This is a genomic window from Methylobacterium sp. E-041, from assembly GCF_022829665.1.
GTDB lineage: Bacteria > Pseudomonadota > Alphaproteobacteria > Rhizobiales > Beijerinckiaceae > Methylobacterium.
Genome location: NZ_JAKSYQ010000076.1, coordinates 147,262 through 160,439, shown reverse-complemented (window position 1 = coordinate 160,439; position 13,178 = coordinate 147,262). Strand labels below are relative to the sequence as shown.

General features: G+C 71.0%; 14 protein-coding genes. 9 read left to right on the top strand and 5 right to left on the bottom strand.

Going from position 1 to position 13,178, the window contains the following annotated elements:
- Positions 1–2: 2 nt before the first annotated feature.
- Positions 3–1,061, bottom strand: coding sequence for an AbrB family transcriptional regulator (locus MKK70_RS07710; protein ID WP_147842089.1), 1,059 nt, complete (start codon positions 1,059–1,061; stop codon positions 3–5).
- Between the two features lie 119 nt (positions 1,062–1,180).
- Complete coding sequence (locus MKK70_RS07705) at positions 1,181–2,119, bottom strand: LysR substrate-binding domain-containing protein (protein ID WP_147842090.1); 939 nt, start codon at positions 2,117–2,119, stop codon at positions 1,181–1,183.
- A 160-nt stretch (positions 2,120–2,279) separates the two neighbouring features.
- Between MKK70_RS07705 and MKK70_RS07700 the strand changes: the two genes are divergently transcribed.
- Both MKK70_RS07700 and thrS read left to right on the top strand, forming a co-directional pair.
- Positions 2,280–3,869 (top strand): catalase, encoded by a 1,590-nt coding sequence (locus MKK70_RS07700; RefSeq protein ID WP_147726248.1) that lies wholly within the window; start codon positions 2,280–2,282, stop codon positions 3,867–3,869.
- A 218-nt stretch (positions 3,870–4,087) separates the two neighbouring features.
- A complete protein-coding gene (thrS, locus tag MKK70_RS07695) occupies positions 4,088–6,115 on the top strand; it encodes a threonine--tRNA ligase (protein WP_243946677.1) in 2,028 nt (675 codons plus the stop codon).
- A gap of 15 nt (positions 6,116–6,130) precedes the next feature.
- Here thrS and MKK70_RS07690 read toward each other — a convergent pair whose 3' ends face one another.
- Positions 6,131–7,048: a hypothetical protein gene (locus MKK70_RS07690; RefSeq protein ID WP_243932170.1), complete on the bottom strand. Its 918-nt coding sequence runs from the start codon at positions 7,046–7,048 to the stop codon at positions 6,131–6,133.
- 201 nt (positions 7,049–7,249) lie between these two features.
- Between MKK70_RS07690 and MKK70_RS07685 the strand changes: the two genes are divergently transcribed.
- The 3 genes from MKK70_RS07685 to MKK70_RS07675 all read left to right on the top strand — a co-directional run bounded on the left by MKK70_RS07685 (position 7,250) and on the right by MKK70_RS07675 (position 9,103).
- Positions 7,250–7,813, top strand: coding sequence for a nitroreductase (locus tag MKK70_RS07685; protein ID WP_147726245.1), 564 nt, complete (start codon positions 7,250–7,252; stop codon positions 7,811–7,813).
- Positions 7,814–7,824: 11 nt separating this feature from the next.
- Entirely contained in the window at positions 7,825–8,442 is a 618-nt protein-coding gene (locus MKK70_RS07680) for a flavin reductase family protein (protein WP_243946675.1), read from the top strand.
- Between the two features lie 346 nt (positions 8,443–8,788).
- A complete protein-coding gene (locus tag MKK70_RS07675; protein ID WP_147726243.1) occupies positions 8,789–9,103 on the top strand; it encodes a hypothetical protein in 315 nt (104 codons plus the stop codon).
- A 73-nt stretch (positions 9,104–9,176) separates the two neighbouring features.
- On the opposite strand, the gene queF is transcribed toward MKK70_RS07675, so the two are convergent.
- A complete protein-coding gene (gene queF, locus MKK70_RS07670) occupies positions 9,177–9,626 on the bottom strand; it encodes a preQ(1) synthase (protein ID WP_147726242.1) in 450 nt (149 codons plus the stop codon).
- A gap of 252 nt (positions 9,627–9,878) precedes the next feature.
- Here queF and eno point away from each other — a divergent pair, with 252 nt between their 5' ends.
- Both eno and MKK70_RS07660 read left to right on the top strand, forming a co-directional pair.
- Complete coding sequence (gene eno / locus MKK70_RS07665; RefSeq protein ID WP_147726241.1) at positions 9,879–11,168, top strand: phosphopyruvate hydratase; 1,290 nt, start codon at positions 9,879–9,881, stop codon at positions 11,166–11,168.
- Positions 11,169–11,234: 66 nt separating this feature from the next.
- Positions 11,235–11,552 carry a hypothetical protein gene (locus tag MKK70_RS07660; RefSeq protein WP_243946673.1) on the top strand — a complete coding sequence of 106 codons (318 nt, stop codon included), beginning with the start codon at positions 11,235–11,237 and terminating at the stop codon, positions 11,550–11,552.
- Here MKK70_RS07660 and MKK70_RS07655 read toward each other — a convergent pair.
- Positions 11,478–11,909, bottom strand: coding sequence for a winged helix-turn-helix domain-containing protein (locus MKK70_RS07655; RefSeq protein ID WP_243932173.1), 432 nt, complete (start codon positions 11,907–11,909; stop codon positions 11,478–11,480). The two genes, MKK70_RS07660 and MKK70_RS07655, sit on opposite strands and share 75 nt — an antisense overlap.
- Before the next feature lie 150 nt (positions 11,910–12,059).
- Here MKK70_RS07655 and modA point away from each other — a divergent pair, with 150 nt between their 5' ends.
- A complete protein-coding gene (gene modA, locus MKK70_RS07650) occupies positions 12,060–12,866 on the top strand; it encodes a molybdate ABC transporter substrate-binding protein (protein ID WP_243946671.1) in 807 nt (268 codons plus the stop codon).
- Between the two features lie 28 nt (positions 12,867–12,894).
- Positions 12,895–13,104, top strand: coding sequence for a molybdopterin-binding protein (locus MKK70_RS07645; protein ID WP_147726238.1), 210 nt, complete (start codon positions 12,895–12,897; stop codon positions 13,102–13,104).
- The last annotated feature ends 74 nt before the right edge of the window (positions 13,105–13,178 follow it).

The following is a 13,178-nucleotide window of genomic DNA, read 5'->3' as shown; positions in this document are numbered from 1 at the left end:
ATTCACGCCGATTCCTGCGGCACCGCGCGGGCGATCCACTTGGCCAGCACCGGGCCGGTGATCAGGACCACGAACAGCCGGAGCGTCTGCACCGCGAGCACGAACGACACGTCGACCTTCGAGCCGACCGCGATGATCGCCACCGAGTCGAGGCCGCCGGGGCTGGTCGCGAGGAAGGCGGTGAGGAAGTCGATCGCGAGCAGGTGCGTCAGCCCGAGCGCCCAGCCGGCGCAGAGCAGGATCACGGCGAGCGTCGCGACGAGGATGCCGGGCAGCGCGTGCAGCGTCGCGCGCAGGGTCTCGCGGGTGAAGCGCAGGCCGACGTACCAGCCGATCGTCGCGTAGGCGAGCTCGAGGATCGGCAGCGGCAGGGTGATGCTGGCGACGCCGGTCGCGTGAAGCGCCGCGCCGAGCAGCATCGGCCCGATCAGCGCGCCGGCGGGCAGGCGGAGCCACAGCGCGATGCCGGCGCCGGCGGCCGCGACCGCGAGCGTGACCAGCACCGGCAGCACGGTCGCCGCCTCGGCGACCGCCGGCGGCGGGCCGGCCGCCACGGAATCGGTCAGCAGCCGCGCCACCAGCGAGGCCGAGAGCACCACGGCGGCGACGCGCACGTACTGCATGAAGGCGACGAGGCGGGGATCGGAGCCGTATTCCTCGGCCATCGCCACCATCGCCGCCGCCCCGCCCGGCGAGGAGCCCCAGGCGGCGGTCGTGCCGGGCAGCACCCGCAGGCGCGTGAGCACCAGCCCGACGAGGGCGCCGGCGAGCACCGTGACGCCGACCACGAGCAGGATCAGCGGGCCGTCCGCGATCAGGGTCTTGGTGATCTCCGCGGTGATGGCGTGGGCCACCATGCAGCCGATCATCGCCTGCGAGGCCTGGAAGGCCGGCCGCGGCATCCGGAGCGGCGCCCCCCGCACCCCGAACGCGATCGCCGCGATCATCGGCCCGAGCAGGAACGCGGCCGGGAACTGCCCGAGCTTCAGGCCGAAGCCGAGCAGGCCCGAGGCGGCGATCAGCGCCGCCCAGAGGGCGATGGTCCGTGCGGGAAAAGGCAAGGCGACGCGCCAGGTTCGATCGATCGCATGGCGGTCCGCGATCCTGGCGCCGCGCTACACCCTGTCGCCCGGCCTGTCACGCGCACGGGCGCACAACCCAGCCCTGTGCGACCCGTTCGTCACCCGGCGGCGATCGTCGCCTCGCGGCAGGCGGCGGTGCCGGCCGGCGCCTGGGCGCGGAAGAAGGCGGCCAACGCGGCGAGGCCCGGCGCCCGCGGGTCGCTCGCCCGCCAGGCCAGCGCGATGGTCCGGCCCGGCCCGTCGGTGTCGAAGCCGCGGATCACGGTGAGCCCGCTCGGATCGGGGCCGGACGGGACGGCGAGGGCGGGAAGCAAGGTGTAGCCGGCCCCGGCCGCCACCATCGAGCGCAGGGTCTCCAGGCTGGTGGCATGTCGCCCGGCGGCGCTGCCCGCCCCGCAGGCGGCGATCGCCTGGTCGCGCAGGCAGTTGCCCTCGTCGAGAAGCAGCAGGTCCGGCCCGGCGATGTCGGCGGCGCGCAGGGCCCCGCCCTGCGCGAGCGCATGGTCGGCCGGGCAGGCGAGGCGGAACGGCTCGACGAAGAGCGGCGAGACGGTGAGCCCCGACGCGGGCAGGGGCAGCGACACCAGGGCGGCGTCGACCCGCCCGTCGCGCAGGGAGGCGAGGATGTCGGCGGTGCGGCCCTCGCTGAGGGCCAGCGCCAGCATCGGGAATTCCTGGCGCATCGTCCGCAGCACCAGGGGGAAGAAGTACGGCCCGAGCGTCTGGATCGCCGCGAGCACGAGCCTACCGGTGAGCGGTGCGCCGCGGCCCTCGCTGGCCAGCGCGAGCAGGCGCTGCGCCTCGGCCAGCACCGCGCGAGCCTGACGCACGATGATCTGGCCCGGCGCCGTCATCAGCACGCGCCGGTTGGAGCGCTCGAACAGCACGAGCCCGAGCGCGCCCTCGAGCTTGCGCACCTGGACGCTGAGCGTCGGCTGGCTGACGTTGCAGCGTTCGGCCGCCCGGCCGAAATGCCCCTCGTCGGCGATGGCGACCACGTATTCGAGGTCGCGGAGCGACAGGCCGGCAAGGTTCATAGTTTTTGTCTATCATACCCTTTGCGACGATGCATTGGCCAATGGGTTCGGAGTGGCGCATAAGGGGAGCCCGGAACGATTCCAGGAAACGGCGTCCCCTCGTTCGCGGGCGCAGGCGCCGATCCTCGAGCCTCGTCACCACCACGGAGAGATTCTTCGCATGAGCGATCAACGCCCGATCCTGACGACCCGCCAGGGCCACCCGGTCCGCGACAACCAGAGCACGCGCACGGTGGGCGAGCGGGGTCCCGCGACGCTCGAGAACTACCAGTTCATCGAGAAGATCACGCATTTCGACCGCGAGCGCATCCCCGAGCGCGTCGTGCATGCCCGCGGCGCCGGCGCCCACGGCTACTTCGAGGCCTACGGCAAGATCGGCAACGAGCCGGCGTCCAAGTACACCCGCGCCCGCGTCCTCAACGAGACCGGCGTGAAGACGCCGATGTTCGTGCGCTTCTCCACCGTGGCCGGCGCCAAGGAGAGCCCGGAGACCGAGCGCGACCCCCGCGGCTTCGCGGTCAAGTTCAAGACCGTCGACGGCAACTGGGACCTGGTGGGCAACAACCTCAAGGTCTTCTTCATCCGCGACGCGATCAAGTTCCCCGACATGATCCACGCGTTCAAGCCGGACCCGGTGACGAACCGCCAGGAGGCGTGGCGCTTCTTCGACTTCGTGGCGCAGCACCCCGAAGCGATCCACATGGTGACGCACCTGAAGTCGCCGTGGGGCATCCCCGCCAACTATCGTGAGATGGAAGGCTCGGGCGTCAACACCTACAAGCTGGTCAACGACCAGGGCGAGGCGGTGCTCTGCAAGTTCCATTGGGAGCCCAAGCAGGGCATCCGCAACCTGACCTCGGCCCAGGCGGCCGAGATCCAGGGCAAGGACGTCGGCCACGCCACGCGTGACCTCTACGACAACATCAAGGCCGGCAACTTCCCCGAGTGGGAGTTCTGCGTGCAGATCATGCCGGACGGCCCGAACGACCACCTGTCGTTCGATCCCCTCGACGACACCAAGCTGTGGCCGGTCGAGGACTTCCCGCTGCTGCCCGTGGGCCGCATGGTGCTCGACCGCGTGCCGGACAACTTCTTCGCCGAGGTCGAGCAGTCGGCCTTCGGCACGGGCGTGCTCGTGGACGGCATCGACTTCTCGGACGACAAGATGCTCCAGGGCCGGACGCTGTCCTACTCGGACACGCAGCGCTACCGCGTCGGCGCCAACTACCTGCAGCTGCCGATCAACGCGCCGCAGCCGGGCGTGAAGGTCTACTCGAACCAGCGCGATGGGCAGATGACCTACGGCGTCGACGGGACCGGCCCGAACAAGCACATCAACTACGAGCCCTCGACGCTGGCCGAGGGCCTGCGCGAGGCGCCGAAGCCCGCGAAGGACTACCACCAGCCGGTGCAGGGCAACCTCGGCCGCTACCAGACCTCGCGCACCGAGGACGACTACACCCAGGCCGGCGTGCGCTACCGCTCGTTCCAAGATTGGGAGCGCGACGACCTGATCGCCAACCTCGTCGGCGACATGAAGCAGTGCCCCGAGGCGATCCAGCTGCGGATGGTCTGGCACTTCTCGCATGCCGACGCCGATTACGGCCGCCGGGTCGCGGAAGGGGCCGGGATCGACCTCGCCAAGGCGCTGGCGCTGCCGCCGCTGCCGGGGCGCGCCGCGCCGGGCAAGCGCCTGACGCCCGAGACCTACACGGACGGCTCCCAGGCCCACCAGATCGCCGCCGAGTAGCCCGCTTCGCGCTTCGCGCGGACGACGACATCAGCCCCGCGCGGTCGAAGGACCGCGCGGGGTTCTTTCTTTGGCGCAAGCCCCGCCGCCGCGCGGCGCGGCGTTTCCTCCCGCCCGGAAACGGTCTAAACGGCCGCTCCCGCGCCCCGCGCGGGGACCGACCCTCGTTTGCGCTTACCTGCCGCGTACGCAGGAGTGAGCCCGGAGACACCGCGACGATGCCCATCCTGACATTCCCCGACGGCAACACCCGCGCCTACGACGAGGCCGTGACCGGACGGAGCGTGGTCGAAGGCATCGCGAAATCGCTGGCCAAGCGCACCGTCGCGATGGCGCTCGACGGCGTCGTCGCCGACCTGTCCGACACGATCGAGCGCGACGCCCGCATCGAGTTCCTCGACCGCACCGACCCGCGGGCGCTGGAGCTGATCCGCCACGACTGCGCCCACGTGCTGGCTGAGGCCGTTCAGGCGCTGTGGCCGGGCACGCAGGTGACGATCGGCCCGGTGATCGAGAACGGCTTCTACTACGACTTCGCGCGCGACACCCCGTTCACGCCGGACGACTTCCCGGCGATCGAGGCGAAGATGCGCGAGATCATGGCCCGCGATGCGGCCTTCACCAAGGAGGTCTGGAAGCGCGACGACATCCGCAAGGTGTTCGCCGACCGGGGCGAGGCCTACAAGGTCGAGCTGGTCGACGCGATCCCGCCGGGCGAGGACCTGAAGGTCTACCGCCAGGGCGACTGGTTCGACCTGTGCCGCGGCCCGCACATGACCTCGACCGGCAAGGTCGGGCCGGCCTTCAAGCTGATGAAGGTCGCCGGCGCCTACTGGCGGGGCGATTCGAGCAACCCGATGCTGACCCGCATCTACGGCACCGCCTGGGCCACGAAGGAGGAGCTCGACGCCTATCTCCACCGCCTGGAGGAGGCCGAGCGCCGCGACCACCGCCGGCTCGGCCGGGAGATGGACCTGTTCCACTTCCAGGAGGAGGGGCCGGGCGTCGTGTTCTGGCACGCCAAGGGCTGGACGATCTTCCAGGAGCTGATCGCCTACATGCGCCGCCGCCTGAAGGGCGACTACGCCGAGGTCAACGCGCCGCAGATCCTCGACAAGGCCCTGTGGGAGACCTCCGGCCATTGGGGCTGGTACCGCGAGAACATGTTCGCGGCCCAAAGCGCCGGCGACGAGGCCGAGGACAAGCGCTGGTTCGCCTTGAAGCCGATGAACTGCCCGGGCCACGTTCAGATCTTCAAGCACGGTCTGAAGAGCTACCGCGACCTGCCTCTGCGCATGGCGGAATTCGGCGTCGTGCATCGCTACGAGCCGTCGGGCGCGATGCATGGGCTGATGCGCGTGCGCGGCTTCACGCAGGACGACGCGCACATCTTCTGCACCGAGGACCAGCTCGCCGACGAGTGCCTCACGATCAACGACCTGATCCTCTCGACCTACGCCGATTTCGGCTTCGACCAGATCGTGGTGAAGCTCTCGACCCGGCCCGAGAAGCGGGTCGGCTCGGACGCCCTATGGGACCATGCCGAGGAGGTGATGACCCGCGTGCTGGCGCAGATCGAGGCGCAGTCGGGCGGCCGCATCCGCACCGAGGTGAACCCGGGCGAGGGCGCCTTCTACGGGCCGAAGTTCGAGTACGTGCTGCGCGACGCGATCGGGCGTGACTGGCAGTGCGGCACCACGCAGGTGGACTTCAACCTGCCGGAGCGGTTCGGTGCGTTCTACGTCGATGCCGAGAGCCAGAAGGTGCCGCCGGTGATGGTGCACCGGGCGATCTGCGGCTCGATGGAGCGGTTCACCGGCATCCTGATCGAGCACTTCGCCGGCCACTTCCCGCTCTGGCTCGCCCCCGTCCAGGTGGTGGTCGCGACCATCACCGGGGAGGCCGACGCCTATGCGGCGGAGGTCGTCCGGGCGCTGACGCGGGCCGGCCTGCGGGTCGAGGCGGACCTGCGCAACGAGAAGATCAACTACAAGGTCCGCGAGCACTCGCTGGCCAAGGTGCCAGTGATCCTGGCGCTCGGCCGGCGCGAGGCCGAGGAGCGCACGGTCTCGATCCGGCGGCTGGGCAGCCAGCAGACCCGGACGCTGCCGCTCGCGGAGGCGGTGGCGAGCTTCGTCGCCGAGGCGACCTCGCCCGACCTGCGCCGGGCCGAGGCCGTCGCCGAGAGCGTGCCGAGCACGGGCACGGTGCTCGACGGGCAGCATGGCGAGAGCCCGACGCCCTAAGGCGCCGGCGCCCGCTCACCCCGCCTTCGCCAGGACCTCGATGTCGCGGTCGAGCCCGCTCTCGACCTTGAACTCGCGGGTGTAGACCTGCCCGTCGTGGCGGGCGATCAGCACGTAGTCGCCCTCCGCCAGGGTGACCTGCGGGAACGCGCCGATCGCCTCGCGGATGGTGTCGCCGCCGGGCGTCAGCACCGAGAAGGCCGTTCCGGCGAAGGCCTCGGCGCCGGGGCTGGTGACGAGCTTCAGCGTCACCGTGGCGGCCCGGTGGTTGAGGGTGGCGTCGGTGACCTTGCCGTTCTCGACCTTCAGGTCGGCGCGCTGGATCGCGTTCGATTCCCCGTAGGTCGAGACCACGTGGTAGGTGCCCTCGGGCAGGCGCAGCAGCTCGCCGGCCTTGACGCCGCTGCGCACCAGCCGCCCCTCCGAGTTGGTGCCGATCGGCACGAAGACCGAGAAGGAGAGCTGCGCCGGAGCGATCCGGGTGTCGCCGATCGCGCCCGACAGCTTGAGCGCGCCGGCGGCCACCCGCAGGGTGTCGGTCGCCGGCTGGCCGGACATCGCGATCTTCTTCGTCGCGCTGGCGAAGCCGTAGGTCACGGAGGCGACGTAGGCGCCCGGCGCGAGCTTGAACGTCGGCGCCGGGTCGGTGGAGCGCGCGACGATCGCGGGCCGGACGCCGTCGGTGCGATCCTCGTAGATCCGCCAGACCAGGCCGGACCGCAGCGGCTGGCCGATCCCCGACAGCAGCGCGGAGAGCGACAGGGTCGCCTCGCCCTCGGGCTGGCTCGGGGGCAGGTCCGGCGTCGTGATCGAGGGCGAGGGAAGGCCGCCGCCGAGGCGGTTGCCGAAGGGGTCCGGCGACTGCGCCGCGGCTGCGAGCGGCGCGACCGCAGCCAGCAGCGCCAATCCGGGCCCGAGCCTTCGTCCGCGCATGTCGCAAGCCTTCTCCCCAAAGGCCGAACCGGCCGAACGTCACCGTCTCGCCCGTGTGATCCCGGACCGTGGCGAGCGCAAGGCCGCCGAGGGTCCTCGCGCTTCCCGCGCCAAGCTGCCCGACTTCCCAGCCGGTCCCACCCGTGCGAAATCCCGACGCGATCGCGGGACCGCCCCGCACCGGCCAGCCGAGACGCCCCGATGAACGCCACCCTCGACATGCTGCGCACCCGCCGCTCGGTGCCGCCCGTGCGGATGACGGACCCGGGACCGAGCCCAGAGCAGATCGACACGATCCTGACGCTGGCCTCGCGGGTGCCCGACCACGGCAAGCTCGCGCCGTGGCGCTTCATCGTGATCGCGGGCGCGGCGCGCGAGCGGATCGGGGCCGTGATCGCGAAGACCTACGCCGCCGACAACCCGGAGGCCGACGCCGCGCGGCTCGACCTCGAGGCCAAGCGCCTCGCGCACGCGCCGGTCGTCGTCGCGGTCGTGTCGCGGGCCGGGCCGCACGTGAAGATCCCGGAATGGGAGCAGGTCCTGTCGGCGGGCGCCGCCTGCATGAACCTCGTGGTGGCGGCCAACGCCCAGGGCTTCGCCACCGCCTGGCTGACCGAATGGTACGCCTACGATCGCCGCGTGCTCGAAGCCCTCGGCCTCGACCCGCGCGAGAAGCTCGCGGGCTTCATCCATATCGGTGCCCCCGAGGAGATCCCGTCGGACCGGCCGCGGCCGGACCTCGCCGAGATCGTCACGCGCCTGTAAGGCTCGCACCCATGCATTACGCCCCCGACGACCGCACCCTGCCGCACAACCCGCTGAAGGCGATCGTCGCGCCGCGGCCGATCGGCTGGATCAGTGCCATGAGCCGGGAGGGGAAGCTCAACCTCGCGCCGTACTCGTTCTTCAACGCGGTCGGCGACGACATGGTCGCGTTCTCCTCCACCGGTCGCAAGGACGCGCTGACCTTCGCGGAGGAGGGCGGCGATTTCGTCTGCAACCTCGCCACCTACGATCTGCGCGAGCCGATGAACGCCTCCTCGGCCCCATTGCCGCGCGGCGAGAGCGAGTTCGACTTTGCGGGGCTGACCACGGCCCCGTCGCGCAAAGTGCGCGCGCCCCGGGTGGCGGAAGCCGCCGCCGCCCTCGAATGCCGGTGGCTGCAGACCGTGCCGCTGGTTCCGCTCGGAGGGGGCGAGGCCGCCAACTTCCTGGTGATCGGGCAGGTGGTCTCGATCTACATCGACGACCGCTTCGTGAAGGACGGCCTCGTCGACACGGCCGCGATGCAGCCGATCATGCGCGGCGGCTACTTCGACTATTTCAAGATCGGGCCGGACGCGAAGTTCGCCATGCAGCGCCCCAAGGGCGCCGGCGACTACACCGCGCGCTGACGCGACGGGAAGCGGAACAGGCGCGCGCTCGGGCTCTGCAGCCCGGCGCCCTTCGACGGATCTCCGCCCGCGCAGGGTCGTGCGCGCAAGACCCGTGCGCGGTCGAAGAAAGCTTAGACCCTCATCGCCGGCACGCGACCCTGCATCCCCGTGCGGTGGCGACGCGCCCTGAGGCGGAGCACGGGCCCGAACCCCGGTCTTGCCGGCGCTTCGTTAACCTTCGCCGAGCGCGAATGCCGGCACGGAATCTCCCCCTGGGGTCCGCTTCGCCACGGAACCTTCGGAACGATCGCCCAGCTTCAGCGTTGAGCTTGTGAATTCGATGGATCATCGAGAAAGGATCATCATGCGCAAGTTCGCTCTCGTCACCGCCGCGATCATCTCGGCTGGTGTCCTCTCCGCCACCACGGCCGATGCGCGTCCCGGCTTCCGCGGCGGCTACGGCCATGGTTACGGCGGCGGCTACGGCCGGGGTTACGGCTACCGCGGCGGTCGCGGCATCGGCACGGGCGCCGCTGTCGGCCTCGGCATCGCCGGACTCGCAGCCGGTGCGATCGCCGCCGGCGCGGCACGCGATGCCTACGGCTACAACCGCGGCTACGGTGCGTACGGCGGCTACGGCGCCCCGGCCTACGGCGGCTACTACGGCTCGCCCTACTAAGGGCTCGCCATCCAGCACGTGAATTTGGGGCGACCGGGCATTCCGGTCGCCCTTTTCGTTCGTACGGCTTCCCTCAGCGGGCGCGGTAGGGCGGGACGCCGGGATCGGGCAGCCAGACGGAGGCGGGCGGCGCACCGGTCTGCCAAAACACGTCGATCGGGATGCCGCCGCGCGGGTACCAGAAGCCGCCGATCCGCAGGTAGCGCGGCCCGAGCAGGTCGACGAGCGTCTTGGCGATGCCCACCGTGCAATCCTCGTGGAACGCGCCGTGGTTGCGGAATGCGCCGAGGTAGAGCTTGAGCGACTTCGACTCCACGAGCCAGCGATCCGGGACGTAGTCGATCACTAGGATCGCGAAGTCGGGCTGGCCGGTCACCGGGCAGAGCGAGGTGAATTCCGGGACGGTGAAGCGGGCAAGGTAGTCCGTATCCGGGTGCGGGTTCGGCACCCGGTCGAGGCGGGCCTCGTGCGGGCCGGCGGGGAGGGGCGTCGGCTGCCCCAGCTGCAAGGATTCATCGGTCATGGCCCTCCTTACCGCAGGCCTCGCCGCGGTGCATCCGACCCGCGTGCATGGTTCGGCCGCGCGTCGCTCGCGGCATCGCCGCTGGGGCTCGAAACCGGAACGGGCGGCGGCGGCTTTTGCATTCACTTTGCCGGTCGCATCGCGCGATCGCGCACCGCCTTGCCCGAGGCCGCGCCTTGACGGATAAGCCGCAGCGACGAGACCGAATCCGGGCCCGCCGCCGATCGCGTGCGCCCTTGGGGAGGAGCCTTCATGACCGCGATCACCAACATCGCCGCCCGCGAAATTCTGGACAGCCGCGGCAACCCCACCGTCGAGGTCGACGTGCTGCTGGAGGACGGTTCCTTCGGCCGCGCGGCCGTGCCGTCGGGCGCCTCCACCGGCGCGCATGAAGCGGTGGAGCTGCGCGACGGCGACAAGGGCCGCTACGCCGGCAAGGGCGTGCGCAACGCCGTGCACGCGGTCCAGACCGAGATCCTCGACGCGATCGGCGGCATGGACGCCGAGGACCAGGTCGCGGTCGACGAGGCGATGATCGAGCTCGACGGCACCCCCAACAAGGCCCGCCTCGGCGCCAACGCCATCCTCGGCGTGTCGCTCGCCGTGGCCAAGGCCGCCGCGGAAGCCTCCGGCCTGCCGCTCTACCGCTACGTCGGCGGCGTCCAGGGCCGGGTCCTGCCGGTGCCGATGATGAACATCATCAACGGCGGCGCGCATGCCGACAACCCGATCGACTTCCAGGAATTCATGATCATGCCGGTGGGGGCCACCTCCATCGCCGAGGCGGTGCGCATGGGCGCCGAGGTGTTCCACACCCTCAAGAGCGCGCTCAAGAAGGCCGGGCACAACACCAACGTCGGCGACGAGGGCGGCTTCGCCCCGAACCTGCCGACGGCGGAAGCCGGCCTCGACTTCGTCATGGAGTCGATCCAGGCGGCGGGCTTCAAGCCGGGCACCGACATGGTGCTCGCGCTCGACTGCGCGGTCACCGACTGGTTCAAGGACGGCGCCTACCACTACGAGGGCGAGGGCACCGTCCGCTCGATCGAGAGCCAAGTCGACTACCTGGCCAAGCTCGTCGACGCCTATCCGATCCTGTCGATCGAGGACGGCATGGCCGAGGACGACTGGGAGGGCTGGCGCCTGCTCAACCAGCGCATCGGCGACCGCTGCCAGCTCGTCGGTGACGACCTGTTCGTGACCAACGTCGAACGCCTCGCCCGCGGCATCGCGGAGGGCTCTGCGAACGCGATCCTGATCAAGGTCAACCAGATCGGCTCGCTCACCGAGACGCTGGCCGCCGTCGATATGGCTCATCGAGCCGGCTACACTGCGGTGATGTCGCACCGCTCCGGCGAGACCGAGGACGCGACCATCGCCGATCTCGCGGTCGCGACCAATTGCGGGCAGATCAAGACCGGCTCGCTCGCCCGCTCGGACAGACTGGCCAAGTACAACCAGCTGATCCGGATCGAGGAGGGCCTCGGCGCGCAGGGGCGCTACGCCGGGCGCGGCGCGCTGCGCCAATCCGCGCGCGCCTGAGGCGGAACCTCCGTACCCGCACCCGCGTCATCCCGGCCTGCAGCCCAGCGCAGGCCGGAGCCGACGATGACGAAGCCGGACGCGACGCCCACCGCCCAGCCCGACCCTGAACCTGCGGCCGACGCCCCGCCGCACGACCTGCCTCCGGCGCTGGCCGCCCTGTGGTGGGCGGCGAAGGGTCCGACGCATTGGGACCGCGCCCACGCGCTCGTCCAGGACGCGGCGGGTGCGGATGCCGCCTGGGTCCACGCCCATCTCCACCGTCTCGAGGGCGACCCGGCCAACGCGGCCTACTGGTACGCCCGCGCCTCACGCCCCGTCGCCACCGGCGATCTCGCCGCCGAGCGGGACGCCATCGCCGCCGCCCTCCGGTCGGTCGCCTGATCCTCCACGATCGCCGGATGGATCCGCCGCCGCGCCTTCGAGGCGCACGAGCAACGGGGCGGCGGCCTCCGCAGCCAGGCGCTCGACCGCGCGGTACTGCGCCACCACCTCCGCGCCGAAGGCGGACAGCCGCGCCCCGCCACCGCTCCGTCCGCCGATCTGCGCCTCGACCACCGGCTGCCGGAACCCGGCATTGATCGCCTCGACCAGCATCCAGGCCCGCCGGTAGGACATGCCGAGCGCCCGGCCCGCCGCCGAGATCGAACCGTGCGCGGCGATCATCTCCAGCAGTTGCACCTTACCGGGTCCGAGCCGGTTGCCCGGCCCGAGATCGATGCGGATGCTCAGCGTCGCCATCGGTTCCCCTCGTCCGGCATCCTAACCCGGACGGCGACGGCGCGGCGAGCGGCATCGACCCCGCGATCGGCCCTGGCCATCGCTATACTTGCTGGGATATAGCGGTGCGGCCGGCTCGCCCCCTGCGAGGCGACCGTTTCGGAGGTCCTCTTGATCGGTATCACGCGCGCCGTCCTCGTCGTCGCCCTGCTGCTCGGGACCGCCGCGCAGGCCGCCGAGACTGTCACGGTGTTCGGTGCCGCGAGCCTGAAGAACGCCCTGGACGACGCCCGCAAGGCCTTCACCGCGCAGACCGGGATCGCGGTCAAGGCGAGCTACGCCGCCTCCTCGGCGCTCGCCCGCCAGATCGAGGCGGGCGCGCCGGCCGACCTCTTCGCCTCGGCCGATCTCGAATGGATGGACTACCTCGACAAGAAGACGCTCATCCGGGCCGAGAGCCGGGTGAACCTGCTCAAAAACCGCCTCGTCGTCGTCGCACCGAAGGACGCCAAGGAGAGCGAGGTCCCGTTCACCGTAGAGGGCTTCGCCAAGGCGCTCGGCGTGGACGGGCGGCTCGCCACCGGCGAGGTCAGCTCGGTGCCGGTGGGCAAGTACGCCAAGGCGGCCTTCGAGACGCTCGGGCTGTGGGTGACGATCCAGCCGCGGCTGGCGCAGGCCGACAACGTGCGCGCGGCGCTCGCCCTGGTCTCGCGCGGCGAGGCGCCCCTCGGCGTGGTCTACGAGAGCGACGCGAAGTCCGATCCGGGCGTGAAGGTGGTCGGCGTGTTTCCGGCGGGCAGCCATCCGCCGGTGGTGTACCCGTTCGCCGTCACGTCCGAGGCTAAGGGCGACGGCGCGGCCCGTTTCCTCGACTTCCTGAAGAGCGCGTCGGCCAAGCGGTTCTTCGAAGCCCAAGGCTTCTCCGTGATCCCGGCCGGGCAGGGCGCCGAGATCCCGGCCGAGCCCGGCACCAAGTGACTTTTCTTTCATCCACAGAGGCTGTTCGATGAAGATCTCCGCACGCAACGTCATCAAGGGCAAGGTCGTCGCCGTCGAGAAGGGCGCGACCACCGCGCACGTGAAGATCGAGATTGCCGCCGGCCAGATCGTCACCGCGGCGATCACCAACGAGGCGGTCGACAGCCTCAAGCTCACGGTCGGCGGCGAGGCCTACGCCGTGGTCAAGGCCTCCGACGTGATGGTCGCCGTCGACTGACTGGCTGCGATCATGGGGCCGGGGGCATCCGCCGGCCTCGTGGGCGACCGACCCCTTGGGCGATGCCCCCCCGA

Bases quoted from the DNA above. Each gene is read 5' to 3' on its own strand.
- MKK70_RS07705 (WP_147842090.1), bottom strand. From the start codon at position 2,119: ATGAACCTTGCCGGCCTGTCGCTCCGCGACCTCGAATACGTGGTCGCC.
- MKK70_RS07700 (WP_147726248.1), top strand. From the start codon at position 2,280: ATGAGCGATCAACGCCCGATCCTGACGACCCGCCAGGGCCACCCGGTC.
- thrS (WP_243946677.1), top strand. From the start codon at position 4,088: ATGCCCATCCTGACATTCCCCGACGGCAACACCCGCGCCTACGACGAG.
- MKK70_RS07690 (WP_243932170.1), bottom strand. From the start codon at position 7,048: ATGCGCGGACGAAGGCTCGGGCCCGGATTGGCGCTGCTGGCTGCGGTC.
- MKK70_RS07685 (WP_147726245.1), top strand. From the start codon at position 7,250: ATGAACGCCACCCTCGACATGCTGCGCACCCGCCGCTCGGTGCCGCCC.
- MKK70_RS07680 (WP_243946675.1), top strand. From the start codon at position 7,825: ATGCATTACGCCCCCGACGACCGCACCCTGCCGCACAACCCGCTGAAG.
- MKK70_RS07675 (WP_147726243.1), top strand. From the start codon at position 8,789: ATGCGCAAGTTCGCTCTCGTCACCGCCGCGATCATCTCGGCTGGTGTC.
- queF (WP_147726242.1), bottom strand. From the start codon at position 9,626: ATGACCGATGAATCCTTGCAGCTGGGGCAGCCGACGCCCCTCCCCGCC.
- eno (WP_147726241.1), top strand. From the start codon at position 9,879: ATGACCGCGATCACCAACATCGCCGCCCGCGAAATTCTGGACAGCCGC.
- MKK70_RS07660 (WP_243946673.1), top strand. From the start codon at position 11,235: ATGACGAAGCCGGACGCGACGCCCACCGCCCAGCCCGACCCTGAACCT.
- MKK70_RS07655 (WP_243932173.1), bottom strand. From the start codon at position 11,909: ATGGCGACGCTGAGCATCCGCATCGATCTCGGGCCGGGCAACCGGCTC.
- MKK70_RS07645 (WP_147726238.1), top strand. From the start codon at position 12,895: ATGAAGATCTCCGCACGCAACGTCATCAAGGGCAAGGTCGTCGCCGTC.